Raw genomic sequence first — 19,535 nt, 5'->3', positions numbered from 1 at the left:
AATATACGGACTTTCCTTATTTAGGTTTCCATTTAATGGTTCTGATTCAACACTACAATAAAACAAACATGTACTGGCTAAGACTATCCCATTTATCTTTAAGTTTATTTATTATCCCTGAAGCAACTAACCACATCTTTACAGGTTCTCACAGAGCAAGAAAGCCGAGATAAACAAGTTTTATGAAATAATAACTCGTGAATCTCGGCTTTACATATTAGCAAATTAAGCTAAAAACGCTCGTTGGCAGTATAAATAATTGGATCCAAATGGTTATTAATCCTAGGTTGTTTTTTCTACAGTTTAGTGCTAGGCTCTGTTATACATAAATAAATTTGAAAGCTAGCTTTTTTACCAAAAGTATCAAGTAGTAAAAGCGATACGAAAATTGATGGGGTGCACTGTGAGCAAAGTACGAGTCTGGCTGGAAAAACGTTCGCCTGCCCAAATTATTGCAGGCTATTATTTACTAGCAGTCATTATATCTATTCTATTATTTAGTCTTCCTGCGGTTTATAAGTCTGGGGTAGAAGTGTCTTTTTTTGATACAGTTTTTATGGCTGTCAGTGTAGTGAGTGATACAGGTATGGCTCTATTTAATATATCCGAGACTTATAGTGTATTTGGGTATTTTATTATTATGTTAATATTGCAATTTGCGGGTATTGGAATTATGGCAATGAACACATTTTTTTGGTTATTTTTAGGTCGGAAAATTGGATTTCGGCAACGGCAACTAATAATGATTGATAATAATCAATTTTCAATTTCGGGTCTCGTTCGATTAGTTAAAGATATTTTGAAGATGATCCTTTTAATTGAATTAATCGGGGCAATCATTTATGGGTTTCACTTCTTGAATTATTATCCTACCTGGAACGAAGCTTTTCTTCAAGGTCTATTTGCATCAGTTACTGCGACGACAAACGCTGGTATGGATATTACCGGTGAGTCTTATGCTCCTTTTGCGAGTGATTATTTTGTACAACTGCTGACAATTATCCAAATTATCATTGGGGCAATTGGTTTTCCTGTATTAATCGAGGTAAAGGAATATTTATTTAATGGGAAAACAGAACTTGGATACCCATTCCGTTTTTCATTATTTACAAAGCTTGCGACAATTACATATGGAATTCTTCTTGTTCTTGGAACAATCCTTATCTTACTACTTGAATTTCAGAATTATTTTAAGGATATGTCATGGCATAAATCATTTTTTTATGCTTTTTTCCAGTCCGCATCAACAAGAAGCACCGGATTTACTACAATGGATATTACAGAATTTTCAATGCCCACGCTCTTGGTCCTAGGTATTTTGATGTTTATAGGCGGATCTCCTAATTCTATGGGTGGTGGGATTAGGACGACTACATTAGCTTTAAATCTGTTATTTATTTATAATTTTGCGAAAGGAAAGCGAAATATCAAAATCTTTAATCGTGAGATTCATCAGGATGATATTATTAAATCACTAGCCATTACTCTATCAGCTATTGTAATGTGTTTAGTATCGGTTATTATGATAAGTATTTCTGACAAACAACACCAGCTTATTGCTATTTTTTTCGAAGTTTGCTCCGCCTTTGGTACAGTAGGCTTATCTATGGGGATTACTCCCGACCTCAGTATTTTTGCCAAGTGCGTTCTTATGATTTTAATGTTTATTGGAAGAATTGGTTTAACTTCTTTCTTTCTTATCATCGGAGGAAAAAACAATAATGAAGATAATTATCATTATCCGAAAGAAAGAGTTATTACAGGTTAATATTGTAAAAGAGTTGTAAAGTAAAAACTCCATTCCGCAATCGGATGCTTTACTGAATTAATGGAAAGCCCAATTTCTTTATTTTAATTTGCAGAGAAGTTGGGTTTTTTATAGTAGAAATTCCCTAGCGTTGTAAATCCGCATTTTCCTGAGAGTACCCTCCTCGAGTTCATCTCGAAGGGCTAACTTTCGAAGAAATGAGTGAGTATATAACACATCAATTAGAAAGGGCTTGTGAAAAGCGACAGACTTTTACTGAAGCATCCTTAAAGATGATATACAAGGAAACGCGCGGTATCCTGAGTTTAACAAACCGTTTATGTACCCAAAGGTTAGCTTTAAATTGACATCAGAAATCAAGTTAAAACGTAAACGTGCAGATTGCCTTCAAACCAAACATAGTCTCTAGAGTGCTTGTTTTGTTATTAACAACTAATGATTATTATCTATATGTTCTTGTACTAATCTCCTGTACTACCCTTAATAAAACAAAAACGGATTATACCAGGGATGAATAAGATTCCGTATATTCTCGGCATTATTAAATTGATTTTTTTTGGAAGTTTTGATTTTCGTTAGCTCCTTAAGGATTTATTATTTTTATTTAGATTAAGGATTAATATCTTTATCGATAGTGTTCATATTTCAGCATCAGAACATAAGTCTGATCATAAGAAACTTTAATGAAAACTGGGAGCCTTAACTAACGATTGAATTCAGTTTTCAAACCAGGATTAGCCTAACAGGAATTATTACGATTTTTCAACCTCCTGTCCTTTTTTAACTAAAAAGTAGGAAGTAATCCAGGATGTAATAGGGATTACAAGAGTAACGCCAATGCCTGCACATAGGATGGTAATCATTTCGACACCGAATATCTTCGAGTTTACTACCTCCCCTGTCGAATAGGCCAAGTCTTTGAACCAAATCAGCAGTGCCAAATAGCCTCCGAAAAAAGCAAAGAATAAGGTATTAGCGCTTGTCCCTAAGATATCCCGGCCAATGTTCAAACCAGATTTAAAAAGCTCCTTCCTGCTAATGCACGGATTATGATAATGGATTTCGCGCATTGGGGATGAGATGGCAATAGCAGTATCCGTTATGGCACCGATTGTGCTCATGATGATCACAGAAGTGGCAACTCCAACAAAATCCACCCCAACATAGAGGGAGAAAATGCTCATCTCATGGATTTCTTCTTCGCCAAAGCCCTGAATCATTGCCCTGTCTGTTACAAAAAAAATAAAGACCAGCAACACAACCGTTGAAAGGATGGTTGAAAGGAACGCCGACTTTGTTTTTTGGTTCACTTCATTGATGTAAAAAAGATTGATACAACTAATGAAGACACAAGCGATTAAAGTCAGGATAATCGGGTTCAGGTTAGGGTCATTCATAAGAACGACGGTGATAAAGACAACGCCGAAATTAAAGAATAAAGCCAAGAAAGACCTTGCTCCTTTGCTTCCTCCAATCAGATACATCAAAATAAATAAAATGGCCGTTAACACCACTAGTGCGTTCATAGTTTAGCCCTCTTTCGGTTGATAAAAAAGATGGTTGTATAAAGTCCGATGGGTATGGCCAAGACAATTCCAATTCCGCCCGCTAACGCCCGGACCAATTCCAGTGACAAGTTCATGGAAAGGGTATAGCCTAGTGGGGAAGCATTTTTAAAATAGATAATCATAATAGGAATAGAGCCACTGATATAGACAAAAAACAATATATTTGTCATCGTTCCCATGATGTCTTTTCCGATTTCCATTCCTGAATTTATCAGTGCTTTCACCGGGATGTTGTTATTTTTTTCGAACATGTTGAAAATGGAGGATGACATGGTAATGGCTACGTCCATGACAGCTCCGAGGGATCCGAGGAACAGCCCTGCCAGGAAGACCATTCGGTAGGGACGCGTAATAAATTGAATCTCTTCGTATCGAAGCCCTCTTTCTGAGGTTCCCCATAAAACTAGCCAAGTAATAAACAGGGAAATGAACGTTCCAAGGAGCGTTGCAATGATGGCTGCAAAGGTTTTTTCATTTAGTCCGTTTACTAGCACCAAGGATATGACGGTAAAAAGCACAATACTTATACCGAAGATGACCAGCAAACTCCACCTTGGATCATTGAGATATACATCCAATGCCCACGATAAAAGAATGGCGTTTATGACCAAACTGATAATGGAGTACAAGCCCTGTTTTTGCCCAACTATTAGCAGCAAAATGACAAACACCCATGCCACAAGCAGAAGATATTTATCCCTTTTTACATCTTGTATGGTTCCATTTAAATCCCCGTTTCCCTCTAGGTTGGCACCTATTTTAACGAAAAGCTCGTTTCCAGGTTTGAACTCATGGTCAAACGCCTTGGAAGAAGAGTATTCGTTCACCAAATGGATAAGCTTCCCCTTTTCTGCCCCATTTTTTATTTCTGCAAGCAGTTGCTGAGTGAATAAATGATCTTGATTCCCAAACTGATTGACCAGTTCCGTTTGAGCTGTGAGTTCCACTTTTATCACTTTTGCAATCGGACTCTCGTAGAGGGAATGATTGTTATAGACAAACATCATTGAGGCCACAAAACAAAGAATCAACAGGGAGAAGAGCATGATTTGCTTATAAGACATTCTTTTAAGTAGATTTTTTATATAACCCAAGATAGACCTCCAACGACAATTTGACAATTTGACAATTTTCTAAATTTTGAGCAGCAGGTGCTTAATCACAACTAACGTTTGTGAATAAATTCTCACCGTTAGTTACGCTTTTAATGAACACTAAAAGACGACTAATTGTAAATTTAGTTAATTGGTTTCCAATGAAATGGGTTCAGCAAATTAGTCCAAGTAATACATTTAGTATATGTGAAGGTGAACTTGCTTTCCTTTCAGATCCTATTAGCTGGTACCATTAACGATTTGGTGGCCAAGACCCTTGCCATTTTCTAATATGAATAATTTGACCAGTATGATACGCATCATGTAGCATTATATCCAGTAGTTGTTTCTCTAGTGAATTTTGATCAAGCTCTCTATCGGACATTGCACTCAATGCCTGTCTTAAATCCCGTTGAGCGTTTTCGGAACGTGCAACGACTTTCTTCCATTCCATATCATCATTAGATTGTTCGATAAAATGAAAGGTTTCATTACCGTCCAGATTAAGTATCCAATCTCGTCCTCCTAATTTTGCTGCAAGTCTCTCTTTGTAATAAATCAGATGATTGACATTTTCCCAAATGGTTTTAGTCGACTCTCCAGAAGGTTTCCAAATAGCCTGTTCAGCTGTAAGTCCATCTATAGCATCTTTAAATGGGGCATACCAACTCTCTTTATCGAATGTTGAATCTAGTACTTTTAAAAGTAAGTCAATTCGTTTTATCGTCCTCTCCCCCTCAACTTTCACATATGTCTCTCTGCTTGGATAATTATAATTAAAATTATTTAAGGAAAGCTCTTGTTAGCATCAGAAGAAATTTTCTTTAAAAATAATTTAATTTGTCTTTAAAATCATTGCAAGTAATGAAATATCTGTTTAACAACATGAGGTCCATTTTCTTGGGGGTAAAATACAACTGTAAGTAGCAATGTAAAAATGATGGTTATACCCCATGTTAAAATAGGATTAGTTTTATTCACAGAACTAAAGTTTGATACAATTATTATGCTATTTATGATAAATATAAATGGTAAGTAGATAATTCTACCTAATCCAGTATTAGGAAAAAGAGTGATTAGTAAAGTAATTATCAATATTGAAGGTAAGATGCCAACTAGGAACACTAATAACTTTGTATTTTCACCATATAAACTAGCCTTACTAAATTGAGGTAAAACTTTTACAAAGGCGGTATTACAGTTTTGGCATTTATTTATATGGAATAACAAAAGGAATTAGAGCTAATAACGATTCATAAAATATGCCACCCGAAAAAAATAGGAAAGATAAAAATATGTAACAAGATAACAATAGTCTAATTAATATTGAACTAATTTGGTTTATATCTTTACTTTGACATTGCGGACAAGTTGTCCTCAATGACATCACATCCTATTCTATAATGTATTCATAGAGCAAGATCAACACTTCAATATCGCTCCTTATCTAAAGTACTTTCCCTAAACCCCATTTTTTTCGTTTTTGTTTATTTCGACTAAGAGTTCGTTATTCCCTTCCTAAATCCTCATGGACTAAATTTGAATTTTACTCCCTAAGGAATGAAAAAAGCTAAAAATAGTCAAGTTATGCATAAAACCTTGAATATTCTTAGCTATATAAGATATGTGCTTATGGAAGGATAGCCTTCGTTAGTTTAAGTGAAATTATTCATAATATGACTCATTAGAATGTTCTAATGAAATAACTGCATTTTTGTTTTCAACAATTTCCATCCAGCTCAATTTTAACTATCATCAGTTATTATTTTTTATTATTTAAATTCTGTATCTCAAAAGACAGGTTTCATAGGGAATAAATTTATTTTTCATCTTCTTTACTATGGGCAACATTTTTTGACTAGAATTAAACTGTTTTATACTTCTAAGAAGAATAGCTTCTGACAATAATGTTTCCCTAGACCCACCAAAACTTCGTTTGCTAATATACTAAAAGTGATTGCTTTTAAGGAGGTTTCATCTTGGGGACAAGAGAATCATTAGCTAAAAAAGTAGCTTGGATAAGTGTCATTAGTAATATCATTTTAACAATAGGAAAAATAGCGGTTGGCTGGTTCGGAAATAGTGATGCGGTATTCGCAGATGGAATTCATTCAGCAGCTGATGTATTTGCATCCGTTATCGTCCTCTTAGTTATAAAAATTGCAAATAAGCCCGCTGACCAAGAACATCCTTATGGACATGGAAAAGCGGAAGTCATAGTGTCAGGAGTCGTAGGGGGAATATTACTAATCGTTGCTTTATATGTTGTTTATGAAGCAATTGTTGGTTTCTTTCATCCAGTTCAAACTCCAAGTATACTGGCTATGTGGGTTGCAATCATTTCATTTGGTTCGAAGGAGTTTCTATATAGGTATTCATTAAAAAAGGCCAAAGAGCAAAAGAGTAAAGCCATTGAAGCTATAGCTTTTGACCATAAAGCAGACATTGTTGCCTCAGTCGCTGCAGCAATAGGGGTAATTCTTTCAATTTTGGGAGATAAATTAAATATTACACTTTTCATTTATGGAGATAAAATAGCAAGTATTGTAGTTGCTTATTTAATATTCAAGATAGCAAGGGAAATTCTGAAAGAAGCGTTTGATATATTATTGGAACGTAATATCGACACAGAAATCCTAAATGAATATAAATCCATTATTTCCTCTTTTCCAAGTGTCAAAAGAATCGACAGGTTGAGAGCTAGAGAACATGGCCACTATATTTTGGTAGATCTTAGAATTTCCATTCACCATGAAAAAACAATCAAAGAAGGTCATGATATTTCAAGGAAAATAAAGCAGGCACTCATGAATAAATATGACAATATAGAAGAAGTTCTTATTCATTTGAATCCATACTTCCCAAATGAATGATATTATTGATTGTACATAATTACCAGTTGGATTCAGAAGCCAGCTGGTATTTTAATTCATTGCTAAGGCTCTAAGGAACACCGGGGGCGTTTTATGATATCACTGTTTCGTTGGTTAAATCATTCTAGAAAATTGAATATTAGCGACTAAGGTATCTGGAAACTACTTATCCAAAATAAGCCTATATAAGCAAAAGTCTTGTTTTAAGGAAGTAATCTGCGTCATAGTTCCGAATAACCAATAAAATAAGCCGAGAATTACACAACTCTGCATAAAAGCTGCATACTTTCGGCTTTAGAATAATTTTTATATAGGATTATAGCTTTCCTTTAGCTTATTAAGATATTATTCAATATTCTTCGATTTCTTTTCAAAAGAAACGCTAAGGATCCGTCATAATTTGGGTTATTTAAGGTGGATTGTTACCGGAAAACTGTTAGAGACAGATATTCTTGGCTGAAAATAATATAGAATGCATCGAATTAGCTTTGAACATCACTCTTAATTATTAGAAATTTTGTTATTATTATTGAGAACGAATAATCTCGATTGCTCTATCTAAGTATTCATCTCTCCCCGAAGCCATGGCACTAATGGTTCGTACTAGTGGAACAGTAGGCTGAATGCCTATAAGGTGATGCTGAGTTCCATCATTCTTTATAACTTCCATCCCAGTCCAATATACAGCCCACCCACTTGGGGTTCCAATCCAATTTACATTACCGTTAGCGCCAGCTGTTGGTTGGCCAACGATTTCTCCTAATTGGTAATGTTCAACAATTCCCATTATACTCTCGGAATAACTAATGGCAGCACTATTTGTTAAAAAAACGATTTTTCCGCTCAATTTTGGTTTCTTGGGCTCGAGTAGCCATCTTCCATCTGTATTAAAGCTTGGTGTTTTTTCATGATCTGGATAAACTATTTGTGGTACCTTCCAGATGGCAGATTGAAGAGGTTGTTGTGTGAGATATTGCAGAATTTCTTCAATACTACTCTTCGGATAACCTCTTAAATCGAAGATTACCCCATCTGCATTTTCTAAAGTTGGAAGGTGTTCAATAAATTCTTCGATTTTGGATTCAGATAAGTTAATATATATAATACCTTCAGAGACCCTTGAAAAAGAAGCTTGGCGTTTAAAGGGATCAGTTGGCACAAGATACTTAGAGTAAGGAACTTGTACTTCCAAAATCTCATTTCCTCTTTTTACTTCCAGTTGGGAGGAGCTTTTGGTCTGTGTAGAAACCAATTCTCGTAAGGCGATAAACGTTGTCCACTGTGATGAGCCTGATATATGCGTTTTAACAAGTTGCAGTTTTTCTTTAACTGCTTCTCCATCTATCGATAGTAAGATGTCACCCGGTTTAATGGTCTCTATCTCCTCAACATTAGAAACAACAATTTGACCTTCCACCTCATCCAAACCGATTGGTAAATAGGATCTTTGATTGTAGCCCTTTTCTACTCTAATATGACCATCATGCAACGTGGCTAACATCTTGGTAAGCGTTCCCTCAAACTCCTTTCCAGATAGGACCTCTTGAATGGCAATGGTGAGCTCTTCTTCCCAATCAGTGTTAATAGTATGAAAATAAGGATAAAAATGTTGAAGGACATTCCATGTAACAACGAGATCAGCAGCATGAAGAATATGTTCATCGGCTACGTTGTATTCAAATATCTTTGCTACAAGTTCTTCAAATGGTCTGCTTGACTTTGCTCCAAACGTCTGCGAATCCTTAGAATAAAGCACAAGTGGTACCTTAACAAACAATTGATTATGTATTTGCTTTATAAACGATTCCCCACCTTGTAACGTATGGTCAAAGACTTGTATTTCATTATGTCCCTCAGACTGTACCCGTTTACTCTCGTACATACTATTAACCTCTTCATTTGGTCCACTGACACCTGAATGCTCCCAAGCTATTAAGGAATATTCTTCTAAACTTTTTGGCGCTTTTATAAGAGATTGCTCAAGTTCTTTTTGATTAGTAGAAATAAGCATGGTTGGGGCAATTGGTAAAAACAATTCTTTCAAAATCATTTCTAATTTAAGTGTATCTTTAGCGGGCAGTACTCTTTCCACTCCATAAATAGCAAACTCATTCCAATCTAGTTCAGTCACTTCATCTGAAGGATGAAAATATTTTATATATCCATAAAGCTTCGCAAATGCGTATAAGTTTTCATGTTGAGTAGTAGTCATAACAGCCTTTTTCTGATCCTGGGGGAGATCTAATGGAATGACTGTTTCTTTTTTTAGCCCTGGCGAACAACCGATTAAACCTGTTAAGAGAATAAATAACATGAGATAACGAAGCATTATAGTCCTCCTTTTTTCTATTTAGTCTGGTTATACGATTGAGAAGAGAGGTAGTTTCAATTTTGGTAAAATTTTGCAAAATAGAATAAAATAGATAGATTCTCAAGGAAGTGAGATTTGAAATGAACATAAATCTACAGAACAATATACAAAAATTCGCATCAAAAAAAGTCGAGAACAACAAGTCTTTTTGAATAAAAACTCGAATATTCTCGGCTTTCTGTTTTGTCATCTTATGGCACAATCGCACCCGTTTACTTTAAGTAAACAATTTCACAAACTTACATAGCAATAGGAAAAGACCATAGTATGACCGTAATTCATGTAGGATTGATATTATTGAATAGTATCTAATAAATCAATATCTACATTTTCAGTGTCTTTCCAACTATAAATTTTTTCTAAATGCCATTTATCTTTTAGCCTTCTATACTTGTTCTTTTCAATCCACAGATGTAGGTCATTATATGCATCCATTATTTTATAATTAGCACCTTTATATCTTGAAACAGCATATCTTTGAGGTGGTACTGTTAGAGTAACCATATCAGAAGGAATATCTTCGTACTCTTTAACTTCAACACAAACCCAATAGCCATCTTCATCATCAGTACTATTCTCTACAACAAATGCACCAAATTGTAGTGATGGATTAATGACATGTTTAATTTCACTAATACGTTCACTTAACTTTAATGACGCTTTAGGTATTTCGATAATATATTGGTCACCAGGACATAAAACTCGAAACCCTATTAACTTTATTTCATCTAGTACTTTAATAGTCTTATTTTGTAATGTTGTTTCTGTCATTTTTTAATACCCCCTTTATCAGAATATTAACAGTTTCTATAAAAAAGCCTTAAATACCTTCTTTTTCCACAAACCTGCCCTTTCGTATTCTAAGGTTACCCAGATAAGAAAATATTTCTAGTTGACCTTATTTTATTTGGTCTTATTATTACAGTAGCCAGGGTAGAACCTAACTGCTCGTGGTGCATTGATCCCGTCAACTAAACCGTTCGCCCCCCCACTTGTAGAAACATGTTTAGGCTGGTTGGGACATAGATCTCGTATAACAAGCGAAGTTGTGACACTGCCTAGAGGAATTAGTGGTACTGGTAATTTACTAGCTTAGGAAGAGATTTAGAATGAATCCAGTCATTGGTCTGGATATGTCACCCTTTAGTAGAAGAACAATAAACTTAAAGGTGTTTATTTTAAAGTGTTTAAGTAAAAAAGTTCATAATTAGGAAACAATTTTATATCAAAATAAAGACTTGTCTATTCAATGTTTACTTATCTAATTTTCGAATGTCCTAAGTATAACCACCTGCATCAGAGATAACCTATCTTATGGAGGTGCTAAACATGAGTCGAAAATTTGAAAAAAACCTTATAAAATTGCTTTATTTCTTTGGTATTAGTTCTTTTATTTACTTAATTAATAAACCACTTGCAAAGGACTGGCTCCTTGTTTTCTTTATAAAAGCTTATTATGCCTCATTGGTCGATAAACTGGTTGTAAATAAAGGTTATGTTAATTATCCCACCAAATTTCCAAAACAAGTTAAAACAAGTGTGGTGTTTGATTACATACTTTTCCCAATTTCTTGTGTATTTTATAATCAACTGACTAAGGATTCTCGTATCCTTCAGTGCCTTTTAAAAGTTCTGTATTTCAGTGTACCGATGACTATTACGGAGCTATGGCTAGAAAAAAATACACAGCTTGTTAAATATAAAAAAGGGTGGAATTGGAAAACTACTTTTTATTCGCTTTCTTTTTCCTTTTTATTGGTCAGATTTTCAATGTATGTTATAAGACGTCTTTTCAATAATAAATACGATTTTTCGTAAGATGGAGGTTCTTAAGCAACACAAGAGTAAAAAGGATAAGGCATTTCTTTCTTCCTTTTTCGTATTACAAGTTCAACCAGATATTTCTGGTTGAACATTTTTTTAGCTACAAGAAAAACAAGACCGTCGCAGCAATCATCCTCAGCATCACAATAAATAAATTTTCCCCCTTTTGAATATTCCAACCATTTAAGATAATTTACCAATAATAAAATCCCTCCTATTTTTGGAACAATACAATTGATTCTATTAACGAATAAGGAGGTTAATTAGAAATGGATAATCAAAAATTAGCCGATCATGAATCATTAGATTTACATGAAGTTATCAATTTTAAAACCCTTTGCTTAGCGAAATCAAAACTAATGCAAGGACTCGTATTTGATCATGATTTGAGAGCATTAATGCAAAAAGATGTTGAACAATCCATGCAAGCGCTTGGAGAATTACAGGCAGTTTATCAACGTGCACCTTTTGAAGCTCCAGTTCCTCAAAACCGTCCAACACCAATAGTAAATTGAAAAGGAGGCAAATTCATTGAACCAGGACTATTTAGACCCTATAAACGCGCTACACGTACCAGAGCTAGCAGATACTACATTTGCGATGGATTTACTTCTTCGTGCCAAAGAAGGTGTGCGTAATATAGCTGTGGCATTAACGGAATCTGCATCACCTGATGTTAGAACTCTCTTACGAAACCAGTTAATGCAAGGTATTGCCATGCACCAAGAAATTACAGAACTAATGATTAATAAAAAATGGTTCCATCCATACGAACTAAGTGAACAGTATAAACTAGATCAACTCTCTGTCAACAATACATTGATGATTGGCAAAATGAATCTATTCCCTGTTGAGACCAATAGAAAAGGTATGTTTGACCGGACACCTGATGAACACTAACACTGGAGGCTGTAACCAATGAAGGCAGTAACGTATCAAGGAATTAAAAATGTTGTAGTTAAAGAAGTTCCAGATCCAAAGATTGAAAAACCAGATGACATGATTATTAAAGTAACGAGTACAGCTATATGTGGGTCTGATTTACATTTAATTCATGGCATGATTCCTAACCTACAAGAAAACTATGTTATTGGCCATGAACCAATGGGAATCGTCGAAGAAGTTGGTCCAGGTGTGACTAAGCTAAAAAAGGGAGATCGAGTCATTATCCCCTTTAATATAGCATGCGGTGAATGCCATTACTGTAAAAACCATTTGGAAAGCCAATGTGATAATTCAAATGATAATGGTGATATGGGTGCCTATTTCGGATATTCTGGTACGACAGGTGGTTATCCAGGCGGGCAAGCTGAATATTTAAGAGTGCCATTTGCCAACTTTACTCATTTCAAAATTCCAGAGACTTGTGAAGAGCCAGATGAAAAGTTAGCAGTTATTGCCGATGCGATGACTACTGGTTTTTGGAGTGTTGACAATGCAGGTGTAAAGGATGGAGATACCGTTATTGTTCTTGGCTGTGGTCCGGTTGGTCTTTTTGCTCAAAAATTCTGTTGGCTAAAAGGAGCAAAGCGTGTCATTGCCGTTGATTATGTCAATTATCGCCTGCAGCACGCTAAGCGAACCAACAAAGTAGAAATTGTTAACTTTGAAGACCATGAAAATGTTGGAAGTTATTTGAAGGAAATCACCAAAGGCGGTGCTGATGTTGTCATCGATGCAGTTGGTATGGACGGTAAAATGACTGATATGGAGTTCCTTGCAAGCGGAATGAAGCTTCATGGCGGAGCATTAAGTGCGTTTATCATGGCTTCACAAGCAGTGCGTAAAGGCGGGACAATTCAAGTTACTGGCGTTTATGGCGGCAGATATAATGGTTTCCCTTTTGGAGATATTATGCAGCGAAATATCAATATCCGCTCCGGTCAAGCACCTGTCATCCACTATATGCCATATATGTTTGAATTAGTTACGACCGGAAAAATTGATCCAGGAGATGTTGTAAGTCATGTACTTCCACTTAGTGAAGCAAAGCGTGGCTATGAGATTTTTGACACAAAAATGGATGATTGTATAAAAGTCGTGTTGAAACCTTGAGGAAGGAGGTATAAAAAATGAACTACGCCTTACATGAAGTTCTTGAGGTCCATGAGATGGCTGCATTTAAGACCACTTGTTTAACTAAATCCAAAACGATGAAAGCGTTAGTTACAGATCCGCTATTAAAAGATATTATGCTGCAAGACATTGATGTATCTACGAGACAATTACAAGAATATGCTTCTATCCTTTCCAACGCTAAGCAGTAAATTAGGAGATGAATGAACATGAATCCAATCATTGAAACTTTAACTGGAATGGACGCACTATCGGATCAAGTCGTTGCAATGGATCTACTCATTTCAGCTAAAAGTGGAATTAGAAATTATGCCATGGCCGTTACGGAGGCAGGAACACCGGAAATTAAAGAAATGCTCACCCGCCATTTAGTGGAAGCTCTTGATATGCATGAACAAATATCTGCATATATGGTAGAAAAAGGATGGTACCATGCTTGGGATACAAACGAACAGATCAGTTTGGATTTAAATAATATCAATACAGCATTGAACTTACCGACATTATAAAAAATTTTTAGGAACAGTAAAACAAACTGTTCCTTTTAAACCATTATGAGTTTATTTGGCGGAAGTAAATAACGTTAATCCTTATTGCTAACTCGTTTTTGTTTTACACTATATAATGAAAACAATAAATTGACTATTTTTATTACGAAAAGGTCGGAGTAGGAAATTCATCAATTTTCATACGAAGTAAACCATAAGGTTTCTGTCGTATGTCTTTTCCATAATGAAATCTAGGCTGCCGATGTAATTGGTTTACAATGACATATAAGTATCCATCAGGGCCAATTGAAAAAGTATCCGGCCATAGTATTCTCGGATCATGTGCGATAGTTTCCATTATGCCATTTGGCAATATTTTACGGATACTGTTGTTTTCATAATCTCCAGCATAAATAGTTCCCTTTGCATCGGTGATCATTCCATCAGACGCACCTTTTTCTCCCCAATACTCCACATGATAAGGTAAATCCATATCCGGTATCGCTCTGTTTCTCAGGGCTTCTGTTGAAATTGAGAACAAATGACGACTGGTTAGTGGAGCAAAATATAATATCTTTCCATCGGGAGAAATCGCAAGACTATCAGAAGCCAATCTAAATGGAGAAGTTGAACCATCTTTGTTTCGATTCATTAAAATTTGACCTTCTACTTTCGGTAAAAAATAGGGATCGGGTGAAGTTGAATTTGCCCCATTTAACCGTCTAAACGCGTTTCCATTTGATAAATCTAAGACGATAATAGCTCCTGGTCCTTTTGAAGAGGAATCCGTTATATAGGCATATCCTGCTGTTCCAACACGAAAATCAAAACGGACATCATTCAGATAAGTTGTAGGCAGGACAACATCTTCTGTAAAGGTATATACTCTTCTAATTGTATTGGTTTTTAAATCAACAGCAACTAATTTTGCCCCGCCTTTAATAGGTTCGGAAAAATTAGGTGCCGCTGTATCTAATATCCAAAGCGTTCCCCTTCCATCAGCCACTACACTTTGGACACTGATGAAAGTCGTTGTGATATTCTCGAGGTTAACCAAATTAGTTTGTAAATTAGGATAAGGCTGCAATTTATCCCCAACAATTTCCGCCACCGTAAATTTAACATCGTCTCCCCATTTCGGAAAGCAAATGAAAATACGACCGGTTTCTGAAACAGTAACTCCTGTAGGCATAGCACCATAAAATGCATAAACGAGTTCTAAATTACCGAAATATTTTTCACTAGGTAACATAGGCTTCATAATATCCTCCTCAAACATTCTGAAACTCCCACAGCTGAAGCAGTGGGGTTCTTGAGCGACTGACTTGTTTCTTCTATACTCTCTCCTAACCTCAGTGAAGATAGGATACAACATATAGACACTACAAAATGTTTACTCAAGACTTTTACAGCCAAACACCTTTGTGGTGCTTAACGACTGTATCGGCTCGTTTCGAAACCGTCGTTCTTTTATAGGCCAAAACTTTGGATTCTCTTTTTTGGACTTGCTTGAATTCTTGTTATTTCTTCATCGTGCAATCGCTTAAAGTGATCATATCCCTCTATACAGAACCTTCGGACAATTTGATCTAGCGAACTATTTACGTTTGTCACCAAAAATGCAGAATACAGATCCCGCTGTACTTTTTGATGAAATAAGAGATTCCACCGAGTAGATAATTCTTTTTTCTCAAAGGTGTCTGTTTCATGATTATATTGGCTTGCTTTTACCTTTGCGGTGTGGATTTTTTTTAGTTCGATTCCCATACTAGCTAGTTTTTGTTCTAGAATCGAAACAAACATCGCCGGAGCCTTTCGCGCTAAAGACTTACCAAATCGTTTTTTGCTTTTAAACGAACCATTTTCTTTCTTTTTCGTGTCCTTTGAACGTTTTTGAAGAGCTTTGAAATTCATCGTTTCGATGAAAAATTCATGTCCTTGTTCGATGATTTGATTCGCTAAATGGCCGTGATCTTGTTTACGTTTACTTGCATTCTTTCCTTGTAGCTCTTGAAGTTTGGATTTTTTCTTTTGATAGCGTTTCGAGTACACCCATTTCGTTCGTGAAGGTTTGATGGTTCCATCCTCCCTATATTTCTCAGGATTCATCGACCGACGACTACGGTCTAGCGCTCTTTGAATGAGTCGAATCTCTCTTTGAATTTCATTTACACTCGGAGCTAGTTCAAGCAAAGAGGCCTTTAGGTCGGACACAATGGTCACTGTCTGAGTACCAATATCCATCCCCACTTTCCCTTTTCCAAGCTGGCCTTTTTTCCCCACACGATTATACTTGGGTGGCGGTGTCCCTTCCAAAATCAGTTGAACGTCGTATCGATGACGACCTTTGATCCATTTTCGTACGATTCGGCCATATTTCACTCTAGATAAAAGAGCTTGGTGGGCGTAGCTATCGTTTGATTTTAAGATGATGGGTAGGGATAAACCTAACCAATGAACTATATTATCTTTAAATCGAATGCCAGCTTGATTCGTTTTTCCTTCCACCGATTCTAATTCATCGAAGCGTTTATAACGGACCTTTTTGGCCTCACCGAATTGCTTTTTTTGAACAGCTTTAAAAGCACGAGTAGCTAACTTCTGTGCGGAATGAGAATCGATAAGATGTTTGTATCGTTTTTGCATGGGTGAAACATAGGTATGTAGAGAATATTCTTCAAATTGGTAGTATTTGTTTAGTTTTTGAAAGGTGACGGATCGTATTTTTCTCTCGGAATGGGTTGTTTTAGGTAGTTTGCGGGCTCTTTGATGGGCTTTTGACTCTCTCATGATGGACAAGCGTTTATCAGCCTCTGTCAAACAAGCATTATAGATTTTGCGTGCGATTTCAAATCGTTTATTTAAAATATGTGACTCATAGTGGCTAACTTGAAGGGGCAATGTTAAGACAAAACTAGGGGTCAACTTCCTTTTCCGGGGCACTATAAACCTCTCCTTTCACCCATTTTTTTGGTTTAGTACACCGTTTGTTAGTGTCATTTCAGCATCTAGGTTGATTTCATTATATGCATGACACTTATACGGACTACCCCTTCTCCATTGTCAAAAAACCTATTCGGCCAAATACTTTTAATGGTATTATAGGATCATTAACTCAATAAACAGAACTAATGTTCTTATTATTTTAATTATACTATAATACTTGATTTAATGACAACCAAAAAAAATAAACAATTTCAGATACTTAAAGTACCATAAACTTCAATGGTACTTCGTATCTGACCTCACTTTCATCCCACCCCTTAAGGGGGTGCTATCGCACCTTAGTGGGCTTTCATGTTCGGGCAGATCTGTAAACGGATATCTCCTATATATGATTTATATTTTTTCTAGTGCATGTTTTTAAATAAGTTTTTCTATACGAAAAGATGATTGGTTTGATTTTTTTCAAAAAAAAAGCCATGTAAGAAAAACGTGTAGGTTTTATGACTCAATAATAATATCTGGGTCAAACCATATATCTGCTCCTTAAGTTCAATAAAAAACGGTACTACTCCAATCTCATTGTTTAAAAAATCAAAATCCTAGCGATATTATTCATATCACTAGGACGAAGGACTACCTAATTATAAGTTTTCAATTTTCTCTATATCTTCTGCAGATAATACGAAATCGAAAAGATTTATATTAGATGCTTGATTTTCACGGTTGTGTGATTTAGGAATAACGACCACACCGCGTTGGATTTGGTATTTTAATAAGACTTGTGCACCAGATTTATTATAGGATTTACCGATTTCATCCAAAACTTCTTTTTGATGGGCTTCGGCTTTCATAGGTCCCCATGCAACAGGTGTAATGCCCTCGTCTTTTAATACGGCAAAGAGATCTTTGTTAGGTTCTTTTAAGTTAATTTGTATTTGATTAACAGCTGGCTTCACTTTAGCGAATTCTTTCAATTCATCTAGATGATTTTTTCCAAAGTTTGAAACGCCGATTGCTTTTAGTTTGCCCGCTTCGTAATATTCTTCAAAGACTTCCCAAGTGTTTTTAAGTTGTACTTTGTCTTCGATAGGGAAATGAATAAGAAGCAGATCGAGATAGTCTGTTTGGAAGTTTTTCAGACTGTTATCGATAGCTGCTCGAGTAGCTTCCTTTGAAGAAATATATTCTTCGTTGGCTGGAACCTTTGTCGTAATGAATAACTCTTCTCGAGGTACTGTGCTTTCTGCTAAAACTCTTCCGACAAGCTCTTCGTTTCGATACATAATGGCTCCGTCTACTGACCGGTATCCTAACTCAAGTGCTGAACCAAGTTCGGGAATCTCATTTGTTAGTGCCCCGTTATACTCGTTATTTTCTTTTCCATAAGTATTTGTACCTGTACCTACAATTGGCATTTTTAACCCATTATTAAGTGTTATGTATTCCATATTTTTAAGCACTCCTCTGTATACTCTACTTAATTACTTACAAAGTTCATCATAACAAATTATAGAATTTTCAAAAAGCAATAATATCTCTACTCGTTGGCTGTAGGACTGAAATATAACACTAATAAATGTGCCTTTAATGCCATTGACCAAATTAATTTGCACAGGATACGTCAAGGAATGAAATAAGAATCTTCATATTTTGGACTTCTTATTATTTTTTGTAATGGAAAAAACGCACTCGATAGTTGCATAACAGCCAATCGTTAATTGCACAATTAGAGTCATAAATCGACATAATAACTATAAATTTCTAGTTTTTAAGGGGCTGACAATTGTATCCACTATCAAAAGTATTATAAGATTCCTAATATATAAATAAAGATAGGAGTCATAAAAAATGAACAAAATATTAGAAAAAGTAAACCTTCTTCATTGTGTTTCTGATATAACCGACTATACAAATTTTGTAGTATCAGAAGTAAACGATCATGTTTTAAGAATAGCAGTAATCGATGGCGATTATCATTGGCATGAACATGACACAGATGAATTATTTATGGTCCTTGAAGGAGAACTATTTATTGATTTAGAAAATAAGAAAACTATATCTCTACTCCCTGGTGAAATATTTACTGTACCTGCTTTTACACAACATAGAACCCGTTCAAAAGGCAGAACGGTAAATCTTTGTTTTGAAACTAAAGCAAATGATATAACTGGACTTTCTTAAGCATCAGAACAACTGGTGCTTTTTTATTGATTATTCTATTTTTCTTAGATGGTAAACCAAAAATGAGCTTGTAAGGTAGTACTAATTAAATCGGCACTCACTACCCACACCCCCATAATCTATACAAATACACTATAAATTTTACCTTAAAAAATCTAATACCTTGTTAATTAAACCTTCTCCTATACTACCAAAGTGAAAGAAAAAGCTGAAAATATAGCAGGTAAAATGAATAAATACCTGTATATTTTCAGCTGTATATTATGGCTCTCTATGCAACAAATGACGCAGTTATATATAGTATCATCGAAAAAAATGAGGTTCCATCGAACCTCATTCTATGTTT

General features: G+C 35.4%; 18 protein-coding genes. 9 read left to right on the top strand and 9 right to left on the bottom strand.

Going from position 1 to position 19,535, the window contains the following annotated elements; all coding sequences use genetic code 11:
• The first annotated feature begins 391 nt into the window (after positions 1-391).
• Positions 392-1,768, top strand: a complete 1,377-nt coding sequence (locus tag ACX9YW_RS18240) for a TrkH family potassium uptake protein (RefSeq protein WP_460349102.1) — start codon at positions 392-394, stop codon at positions 1,766-1,768.
• Positions 1,769-2,520: 752 nt separating this feature from the next.
• On the opposite strand, the gene ACX9YW_RS18235 is transcribed toward ACX9YW_RS18240, so the two are convergent.
• The 3 genes from ACX9YW_RS18235 to ACX9YW_RS18225 form a co-directional block, all read right to left on the bottom strand.
• Positions 2,521-3,294 carry a YibE/F family protein gene (locus tag ACX9YW_RS18235; protein WP_460349099.1) on the bottom strand — a complete coding sequence of 258 codons (774 nt, stop codon included), beginning with the start codon at positions 3,292-3,294 and terminating at the stop codon, positions 2,521-2,523.
• Positions 3,291-4,400 carry a YibE/F family protein gene (locus tag ACX9YW_RS18230; protein WP_460349210.1) on the bottom strand — a complete coding sequence of 370 codons (1,110 nt, stop codon included), beginning with the start codon at positions 4,398-4,400 and terminating at the stop codon, positions 3,291-3,293. Before ACX9YW_RS18230 ends, ACX9YW_RS18235 begins: the two co-directional genes overlap by 4 nt.
• Before the next feature lie 283 nt (positions 4,401-4,683).
• Positions 4,684-5,154: a DinB family protein gene (locus tag ACX9YW_RS18225; protein ID WP_460349208.1), complete on the bottom strand. Its 471-nt coding sequence runs from the start codon at positions 5,152-5,154 to the stop codon at positions 4,684-4,686.
• 1,252 nt (positions 5,155-6,406) lie between these two features.
• On the opposite strand from ACX9YW_RS18225, the gene ACX9YW_RS18220 reads away from it, so the two are divergent.
• Complete coding sequence (locus tag ACX9YW_RS18220; RefSeq protein WP_460349206.1) at positions 6,407-7,303, top strand: cation diffusion facilitator family transporter; 897 nt, start codon at positions 6,407-6,409, stop codon at positions 7,301-7,303.
• 526 nt (positions 7,304-7,829) lie between these two features.
• Here ACX9YW_RS18220 and ACX9YW_RS18215 read toward each other — a convergent pair.
• Together ACX9YW_RS18215 and ACX9YW_RS18210 are read right to left on the bottom strand one after the other, a co-directional pair.
• Positions 7,830-9,632, bottom strand: a complete 1,803-nt coding sequence (locus ACX9YW_RS18215) for a S41 family peptidase (RefSeq protein WP_460349097.1) — start codon at positions 9,630-9,632, stop codon at positions 7,830-7,832.
• A gap of 336 nt (positions 9,633-9,968) precedes the next feature.
• Complete coding sequence (locus ACX9YW_RS18210; protein WP_460349095.1) at positions 9,969-10,445, bottom strand: GyrI-like domain-containing protein; 477 nt, start codon at positions 10,443-10,445, stop codon at positions 9,969-9,971.
• 558 nt (positions 10,446-11,003) lie between these two features.
• Between ACX9YW_RS18210 and ACX9YW_RS18205 the strand changes: the two genes are divergently transcribed.
• Entirely contained in the window at positions 11,004-11,492 is a 489-nt protein-coding gene (locus ACX9YW_RS18205) for a CBO0543 family protein (RefSeq protein ID WP_460349092.1), read from the top strand.
• An 11-nt stretch (positions 11,493-11,503) separates the two neighbouring features.
• Here the strand turns inward: ACX9YW_RS18205 and ACX9YW_RS18200 are convergent, their stop codons facing one another.
• Positions 11,504-11,698 carry a hypothetical protein gene (locus ACX9YW_RS18200; protein ID WP_460349090.1) on the bottom strand — a complete coding sequence of 65 codons (195 nt, stop codon included), beginning with the start codon at positions 11,696-11,698 and terminating at the stop codon, positions 11,504-11,506.
• A 69-nt stretch (positions 11,699-11,767) separates the two neighbouring features.
• On the opposite strand from ACX9YW_RS18200, the gene ACX9YW_RS18195 reads away from it, so the two are divergent.
• Genes ACX9YW_RS18195 through ACX9YW_RS18175 form a run of 5 tightly spaced genes read left to right on the top strand, consistent with a single transcriptional unit; the run spans position 11,768 to position 14,083 of the window.
• On the top strand, positions 11,768-12,013 hold the full coding sequence (locus ACX9YW_RS18195) for a spore gernimation protein GerQ (RefSeq protein WP_460349088.1): 246 nt from the start codon (positions 11,768-11,770) through the stop codon (positions 12,011-12,013).
• A 16-nt stretch (positions 12,014-12,029) separates the two neighbouring features.
• Positions 12,030-12,398: a spore coat protein gene (locus tag ACX9YW_RS18190; protein ID WP_460349086.1), complete on the top strand. Its 369-nt coding sequence runs from the start codon at positions 12,030-12,032 to the stop codon at positions 12,396-12,398.
• 18 nt (positions 12,399-12,416) lie between these two features.
• Positions 12,417-13,553: a zinc-dependent alcohol dehydrogenase gene (locus ACX9YW_RS18185; RefSeq protein ID WP_460349084.1), complete on the top strand. Its 1,137-nt coding sequence runs from the start codon at positions 12,417-12,419 to the stop codon at positions 13,551-13,553.
• Positions 13,554-13,570: 17 nt separating this feature from the next.
• Positions 13,571-13,765 (top strand): hypothetical protein, encoded by a 195-nt coding sequence (locus ACX9YW_RS18180; protein WP_307284103.1) that lies wholly within the window; start codon positions 13,571-13,573, stop codon positions 13,763-13,765.
• A gap of 18 nt (positions 13,766-13,783) precedes the next feature.
• Positions 13,784-14,083 carry a spore coat protein gene (locus tag ACX9YW_RS18175; protein ID WP_066400456.1) on the top strand — a complete coding sequence of 100 codons (300 nt, stop codon included), beginning with the start codon at positions 13,784-13,786 and terminating at the stop codon, positions 14,081-14,083.
• A gap of 142 nt (positions 14,084-14,225) precedes the next feature.
• Here ACX9YW_RS18175 and ACX9YW_RS18170 read toward each other — a convergent pair whose 3' ends face one another.
• The 3 genes from ACX9YW_RS18170 to ACX9YW_RS18160 form a co-directional block, all read right to left on the bottom strand.
• Entirely contained in the window at positions 14,226-15,323 is a 1,098-nt protein-coding gene (locus ACX9YW_RS18170; RefSeq protein WP_460349082.1) for an L-dopachrome tautomerase-related protein, read from the bottom strand.
• A 209-nt stretch (positions 15,324-15,532) separates the two neighbouring features.
• Positions 15,533-17,005, bottom strand: a complete 1,473-nt coding sequence (locus tag ACX9YW_RS18165) for a nuclease/transposase family protein (protein ID WP_460349080.1) — start codon at positions 17,003-17,005, stop codon at positions 15,533-15,535.
• A gap of 644 nt (positions 17,006-17,649) precedes the next feature.
• A complete protein-coding gene (locus ACX9YW_RS18160) occupies positions 17,650-18,456 on the bottom strand; it encodes an aldo/keto reductase (RefSeq protein ID WP_460349078.1) in 807 nt (268 codons plus the stop codon).
• A 400-nt stretch (positions 18,457-18,856) separates the two neighbouring features.
• On the opposite strand from ACX9YW_RS18160, the gene ACX9YW_RS18155 reads away from it, so the two are divergent.
• Positions 18,857-19,189 (top strand): cupin domain-containing protein, encoded by a 333-nt coding sequence (locus tag ACX9YW_RS18155; protein WP_460349076.1) that lies wholly within the window; start codon positions 18,857-18,859, stop codon positions 19,187-19,189.
• The last annotated feature ends 346 nt before the right edge of the window (positions 19,190-19,535 follow it).

It is taken from the genome of Pseudoneobacillus rhizolycopersici, from assembly GCF_054786815.1.
Note: the sequence above shows the minus strand (reverse complement) of the source record. Positions and strands in the feature narration are given on the sequence as shown.

What these genes read in the sequence shown, in the direction of transcription:
- ACX9YW_RS18240 (WP_460349102.1), top strand. Translation starts at nt 392, where the DNA reads ATGGGGTGCACTGTGAGCAAAGTACGAGTCTGGCTGGAAAAACGTTCG.
- ACX9YW_RS18235 (WP_460349099.1), bottom strand. Translation starts at nt 3,294, where the DNA reads ATGAACGCACTAGTGGTGTTAACGGCCATTTTATTTATTTTGATGTAT.
- ACX9YW_RS18230 (WP_460349210.1), bottom strand. Translation starts at nt 4,400, where the DNA reads ATGTCTTATAAGCAAATCATGCTCTTCTCCCTGTTGATTCTTTGTTTT.
- ACX9YW_RS18215 (WP_460349097.1), bottom strand. Translation starts at nt 9,632, where the DNA reads ATGCTTCGTTATCTCATGTTATTTATTCTCTTAACAGGTTTAATCGGT.
- ACX9YW_RS18210 (WP_460349095.1), bottom strand. Translation starts at nt 10,445, where the DNA reads ATGACAGAAACAACATTACAAAATAAGACTATTAAAGTACTAGATGAA.
- ACX9YW_RS18205 (WP_460349092.1), top strand. Translation starts at nt 11,004, where the DNA reads ATGAGTCGAAAATTTGAAAAAAACCTTATAAAATTGCTTTATTTCTTT.
- ACX9YW_RS18195 (WP_460349088.1), top strand. Translation starts at nt 11,768, where the DNA reads ATGGATAATCAAAAATTAGCCGATCATGAATCATTAGATTTACATGAA.
- ACX9YW_RS18185 (WP_460349084.1), top strand. Translation starts at nt 12,417, where the DNA reads ATGAAGGCAGTAACGTATCAAGGAATTAAAAATGTTGTAGTTAAAGAA.
- ACX9YW_RS18180 (WP_307284103.1), top strand. Translation starts at nt 13,571, where the DNA reads ATGAACTACGCCTTACATGAAGTTCTTGAGGTCCATGAGATGGCTGCA.
- ACX9YW_RS18175 (WP_066400456.1), top strand. Translation starts at nt 13,784, where the DNA reads ATGAATCCAATCATTGAAACTTTAACTGGAATGGACGCACTATCGGAT.
- ACX9YW_RS18170 (WP_460349082.1), bottom strand. Translation starts at nt 15,323, where the DNA reads ATGAAGCCTATGTTACCTAGTGAAAAATATTTCGGTAATTTAGAACTC.
- ACX9YW_RS18160 (WP_460349078.1), bottom strand. Translation starts at nt 18,456, where the DNA reads ATGGAATACATAACACTTAATAATGGGTTAAAAATGCCAATTGTAGGT.
- ACX9YW_RS18155 (WP_460349076.1), top strand. Translation starts at nt 18,857, where the DNA reads ATGAACAAAATATTAGAAAAAGTAAACCTTCTTCATTGTGTTTCTGAT.